A 4,332-nucleotide genomic window follows, 5' to 3' on the forward strand; every position below is an offset into this window, starting at 1 on the left:
GCGTACTTCAGCGGCACGAAGCTGCGCTGGCTGCTCGACCACGTGCCGGGCGCCCGCGCGCGCGCGGAGCGCGGCGAGCTCGCGTTCGGCACGATCGACTCGTGGCTGGTGTACAACCTCACGGGGGGCGCGCTGCACGTCACGGACGCCACGAACGCCTCGCGGACGCTGCTGTACGACATCCACGCGGGCGACTGGAGCGACGAGCTCCTCTCGCTGCTGGACGTGCCGCGCGCGGTGCTGCCCGAGGTGCGCTCGTCGAGCGAGGTGTACGGCGAGACCGCGGAAGGGCTCTTCGGGGCGCGCGTTCCCATCGCGGGCATCGCGGGGGACCAGCAGGCCGCGACCTTCGGGCAGGCGTGCCTGCGGCGCGGCATGGCGAAGAACACGTACGGCACGGGCTGCTTCATGCTGCTCAACACGGGCGCGGAGGCCGTGCCGAGCGCGAACCGCCTCCTCACGACCGTCGCGTGGCGGCTGGGCGGGCGCGTCGATTACGCGCTGGAGGGCAGCATCTTCGTGGCGGGCGCGGTGGTGCAGTGGCTGCGTGACGGGCTCGGCGTGATCCGCGACAGCGCGGAGGTGGAGGCCCTCGCGACGAGCGTGCCCGACAACGGCGGCGTGTACGTCGTGCCCGCCTTCGTGGGGCTCGGCGCGCCCCACTGGGACAGCTACGCGCGCGGCGCGATCCTGGGACTCACGCGCGGCGCGGGCCGGGCGCACGTCGCGCGGGCGGCGCTCGAAAGTATCGCGTACCAGTCGGCGGACGTGCTCGCCGCGATGCAGCAGGACGCGGGCGTGACGCTCTCGGAGCTGCGCGTGGACGGCGGCGCGAGCCGCAACGACCTGCTGATGCAGTTCCAGGCGGACGTGCTGGGCGTGCCCGTCGTGCGGCCCGCCGTGACGGAGACGACGGCGCTCGGCGCGGCGTACCTCGCGGGGCTCGCGGTGGGCGTCTGGTCCGGCGAGGAGGAGCTCGAAGCGCTGTGGCGCGCGGATCGCCGCTTCGAACCGCGCATGGAGAGCGCCGAACGCGACCGCCTCATGGCGGGCTGGCACCGCGCGGTGGAACGCTCCAAGGGCTGGGTGACGGAAGAGGAGAAGGGTGGATGATCCGTCACGATCCGGTGGAGTGTCCATCACCTCGTGCAAGACGATCTGACAGAACGTGCAAGATGATCTAACAGCAGGTGTTAGATTATCAGTATGTTTCCCCGGTTCCTGTCCTCGTACGTCACGGAAGCGATGGAGGTCATGCCCGCCGTGCTCATCACCGGAGCCCGGCAGGTGGGCAAGAGCACCCTCGCCGCCGACCTCGTGCCGCTCGAAGCTCACTACTCTCTCGACGACCTCGACCTGCTCGCGAGCGCCAGGGAAGATCCCGTCGGCTTCGTGAACGCCCTGCCGTCCCGCGTCCTCATCGACGAGATCCAGCGTGCGCCGGAGCTCATGCTGCCCATCAAGGCCAGCATCGATCGGGACCGTCGGCCCGGCAGGTTCGTCCTCACGGGCAGCGCGAACGTGCTCACCCTCCCGCGCGTCTCCGACTCCCTCGCGGGCCGCATGAGCGTCCACCGACTGTGGCCGCTCTCGCAGGGCGAGACGTCCGGGGAGGGCGCCGGGCCCGAGGACTTCGTCGGCGTTCTGTTCGGGAGCGCCACTCCCGCCGCCGCCACTCCGGACGACCTCGTGAAGCGCGTCCTGCGCGGCGGCTACCCCGACGCGGTGGGACAACCGACCGAGCGACGCCGCGCCCTCTGGTACGACGCGTACGTCACGACCATCCTCCAACGCGACGTCCGCGACCTCAGCCGCGTCACGAGCGTGACCGAGTTCCCCAGACTGCTCGCCCTGCTCGCCATGCGCGCCGGGAAGCTCCTCAACGCCACAGATCTCGCCCGTGACCTCGGCTCGAACAACGTCACGACCTCCCGCTACGTGGACCTCCTGCGTGCCGTCTACCTCGTGGATACGCTGCCCGCCTGGGCGACGAACGTGGGCAAGCGGCTCATCAAGGCGCCGAAGGTCTACTTCCCCGACACGGGTCTCGCCGCGCACGTCCTCGGCGTCACCGAGGAACGCGCCGCGCAGGACCGCCCCGTCCTGGGGCCCCTGCTGGAGAACTTCGTCACGGGGGAGATCGCGCGGCAGCTCGGCTGGAGCTCGGTGCGCGCCTCGCTGCACCACTACCGCACCGCGAGCGGGCAGGAGGTGGACCTCGTCCTCGAAACCCCCGACGGACGCGTCTGCGCCGTGGAGGTCAAGTCGAGCGTCGGCGTGAAGGCCGCCGACTTCAGGGGACTCGAAGCGCTCGCCGCCGACCTCGGCCCGCGCTTCCACCGGGGCGTCGTCCTGTACGCGGGCCAGCGCGTCCTGCCCTTCGGTGAGCGGATGCTCGCCGTTCCCATCGGAGCGCTCTGGCAGTGGCGCTGAGTTCCGGAAGGGAGGCGCGTCCCTTGCGCGTCCCCGCGCCTTCGTGAATGCTGGACTGGAAAGAGGTGGTCATGCACACGCGGGAGTCGTTGACGGAAGCGGTTCGGGCGGGGGGGACGTGGGACGTCCTCGTGATCGGCGGGGGAGCCTCCGGGCTCGGAACGGCGCTGGAAGCGGCGTCACGCGGGTACCGGACGCTGCTGCTCGAAGCGCGGGACTTCGCGCAGGGCACCAGCAGCCGCAGCACGAAGCTCGTTCACGGCGGCGTACGCTACCTCGCGCAGGGCAACGTCGGCCTCGTCCGCGAGGCGCTGCGTGAGCGCGGCCTGCTGCGCCGCAACGCCCCGCACCTCGTCCACGACCTCGGCTTCGTCGTGCCCGCCTACGACTGGTGGGCCGGGCCGTACTACGGCATCGGCCTCAAGCTGTACGACGTGCTCGCCGGGAAGCTGAACCTCGGCAGCAGCAAGCTCCTGAACCGCGACGAGGCGCTGGAGCGCACCCCCACCCTCAAGACCGACGGTCTGCGCGGCGGCATCCTCTACCACGACGGGCAGTTCGACGACGCGCGCCTCGCCGTGACGCTGCTGCTCACCCTCCTCGACCACGGCGGCGTCGCCCTCAACCACGCGCCCGTCACGGGACTCCTCAAGGACGGCGACCGCGTCGCGGGCGTCACGTGGCGCGACGAGGAGAGTGGCGAGGTCTTCGAGGTGCGCGCCCGCTCCGTCGTGAACGCCACGGGCGTCTTCGTCGACGACGTGCGCCGCATGGACGACCCCGCCACCGCGCCCATGCTGTCCCCCAGCCAGGGCGTGCACGTCGTCGTGGACCGCCGCTTCCTGCCCGGCGACAGCGCCATCATGATTCCCCGCACGGAGGACGGCCGCGTCCTGTTCGCCGTGCCCTGGCACGACCGCGTCGTGATCGGCACGACCGACACGCCCGTCGAGCACACCAGCGTCGAGCCGCGCGCCCTCCCGGAGGAGATCGAGTTCATCCTGCGCACGGCCGCGCAGTACCTCGACCCCGCGCCCACGCGCGAGGACGTCCTGAGCGTCTACGTGGGCCTGCGGCCCCTCGTGAAGGCCGAAACGACCGACGGGGTGGGCTCCACCGCCGCGCTCTCGCGCGACCACGTGCTGCGCGTCAGCAGGTCGGGCCTGCTGACCCTCACGGGCGGCAAGTGGACCACGTACCGCAAGATGGGCGAGGACGCCGTGAACCGCGCCGCCGAGGTGGCCGGGCTGCCCCCGAGGCTCTCGCTCACCGCCGGACTGCACCTGCGCGGCTGGACGGACGCGCCCGGGGGGGACGCGCTCGCCGTGTACGGCAGCGACGCCGCGAAGGTCCGCGCGCTGCCCGGCGCGGACGCACCCCTGCACCCGGACCTCCCGTACACCGAGGCGGAGGTCCGCTGGGCCGCCCGGGAGGAGCTCGCCCGCAGCGTCGAGGACGTCCTGTCGCGCCGCACGCGCGCGCTGCTCCTGAACGCCCGCGCCAGCATGGAGGCCGCGCCCGCCGTCGCGCGCGTCCTCGCCGAGGAGCTCGGGAAGGACGCCGCGTGGGCCGCCGAGCAGGTCCGCGCGTACCGTGAGCTCGCCGGGGGGTACGTCCTCGCGCAGCCCGCCCTGGCGGATTGACCGTCCCTTCACGCCCGCCCGCGACACGCGGGCGGGCGGTACGCTGCCCGCATGAGTGACCCCTCGATGGTCCCCGTGGTCCTGGGCGTGGACCTCGGCACGACCGCCGCGAAGGTCGTCGCGTTCGACGACGCGGGCCGTGAGGTCGCGCGCGCCTCGCACGGCTACCCGCTGGAGACGCCCGAGCCCGGCGCGGCCGAGCAGGACGCGGACCTCGTGCTGCGCGCCGCCCTGGCGGGCCTGAGCGAGGTGACCG

At 72.5% G+C, this 4,332-nt stretch carries 4 protein-coding genes; all 4 read left to right on the forward strand.

Translation table 11 applies throughout. From position 1 onward, the window contains the following. Window positions 1-1,113 (forward strand): FGGY family carbohydrate kinase (locus tag DEIPI_RS0114315; protein WP_027482213.1); only part of this gene is annotated, 1,113 nt, incomplete at its 5' end. Window positions 1,114-1,206: 93 nt separating this feature from the next. Next, the gene (locus tag DEIPI_RS0114320; protein ID WP_027482214.1) at window positions 1,207-2,433 is read left to right on the forward strand and encodes an ATP-binding protein; all 1,227 of its coding nucleotides are present in this window, start codon (window positions 1,207-1,209) and stop codon (window positions 2,431-2,433) included. Between the two features lie 71 nt (window positions 2,434-2,504). After that, the gene (locus DEIPI_RS0114325) at window positions 2,505-4,076 is read left to right on the forward strand and encodes a glycerol-3-phosphate dehydrogenase/oxidase (RefSeq protein WP_045234379.1); all 1,572 of its coding nucleotides are present in this window, start codon (window positions 2,505-2,507) and stop codon (window positions 4,074-4,076) included. 51 nt (window positions 4,077-4,127) lie between these two features. Beyond that, the coding region (locus DEIPI_RS31255) for an FGGY family carbohydrate kinase (protein ID WP_245588572.1) at window positions 4,128-4,332 on the forward strand (205 nt) is incomplete at its 3' end.

The organism is Deinococcus pimensis DSM 21231 (assembly GCF_000519345.1).
Classification (GTDB): Bacteria; Deinococcota; Deinococci; order Deinococcales; family Deinococcaceae; genus Deinococcus_A; species Deinococcus_A pimensis.

Coding starts and splice junctions, on each gene's coding strand:
- DEIPI_RS0114320 (WP_027482214.1), top strand. CDS start 1,207: ATGTTTCCCCGGTTCCTGTCCTCGTACGTCACGGAAGCGATGGAGGTC.
- DEIPI_RS0114325 (WP_045234379.1), top strand. CDS start 2,505: ATGCACACGCGGGAGTCGTTGACGGAAGCGGTTCGGGCGGGGGGGACG.